Below are 854 nucleotides of genomic sequence, written 5' to 3' on the forward strand. Positions count from 1 at the left end.
CTAGGTTTCGTGGACAAAGGGTATCCATAGTTTGACTGAGGCGAGTGCGACGAAGCCGAGGTAAGATTCCTTGGTTTTGTCGTAGCGTGTGGCGACACGCCGCCAGTTCTTGAGCTTGTTGAACAGACGCTCGATCAGGTTGCGCCATTTGTATTTCGCGCGATCGTGCGGGGCGGGATTGCGCCGGTTGACCTTGGCCGGGATCACCGCCTCTACACCGGCTGCCTCGATCTCCTTGCGGATGGCGTCGGCATCGTAGCCCCGATCAGCCAGGAAGGCCTCGATCCGGTCGCTAATCATGCGGAACAGCGGAGCGAAGCCCTGCACATCGTGCGCCTGTCCGGGTGTCAGCACGAAGCCGAGCGGGAGACCTCTGGCGTCGCATCTGGCGTGGAGCTTGGTGGAGAAGCCGCCTCGCGATCGGCCAAGCGCCTCGGTTTGCTGAGTCCCCTTTTTATGCCGACGGCACAATGATGTGCCCGGACCACCGTGCTATCGATCATGTCGGCGGATGTATCGCGCCCTGCCAACTCGCCCAACGTCTCGAGCATGGCATCGAACACGCCGGTCGTGACCCAGCGTCGATAGCGCCGGAACACGCTGTTCCACTTGCCGTACTCATCGGGCAAATGCCGCCACTGCGCGCCGGTCCGGGCGATCCACATCATGCCTTCGAAATACGGGCGGTTATCCTGTGCGGGGCGGCATCCACGACCATGTTCAGGCGGCAGAAGCGCCCCGATCACTTCCCATTCTTCGTCTGTAACGCCGATCCGCTCGCCCAAGGTTGCCTCCAAAAGCCAGCCTTGAATCAGCGACCGAGTCCACAGTCAAGCTTTGTCCACGAAACCTAG

At 61.1% G+C, this 854-nt stretch carries 1 pseudogene; it reads right to left on the bottom strand.

The window, feature by feature from the left end:
* Positions 1-746: pseudogene (locus FG91_RS22615) on the bottom strand (IS5 family transposase).
* Positions 747-854: the final 108 nt, after the last annotated feature.

The organism is Sphingopyxis sp. LC81, from assembly GCF_000756375.1.
In the GTDB taxonomy this organism is placed as follows: domain Bacteria; phylum Pseudomonadota; class Alphaproteobacteria; order Sphingomonadales; family Sphingomonadaceae; genus Sphingopyxis.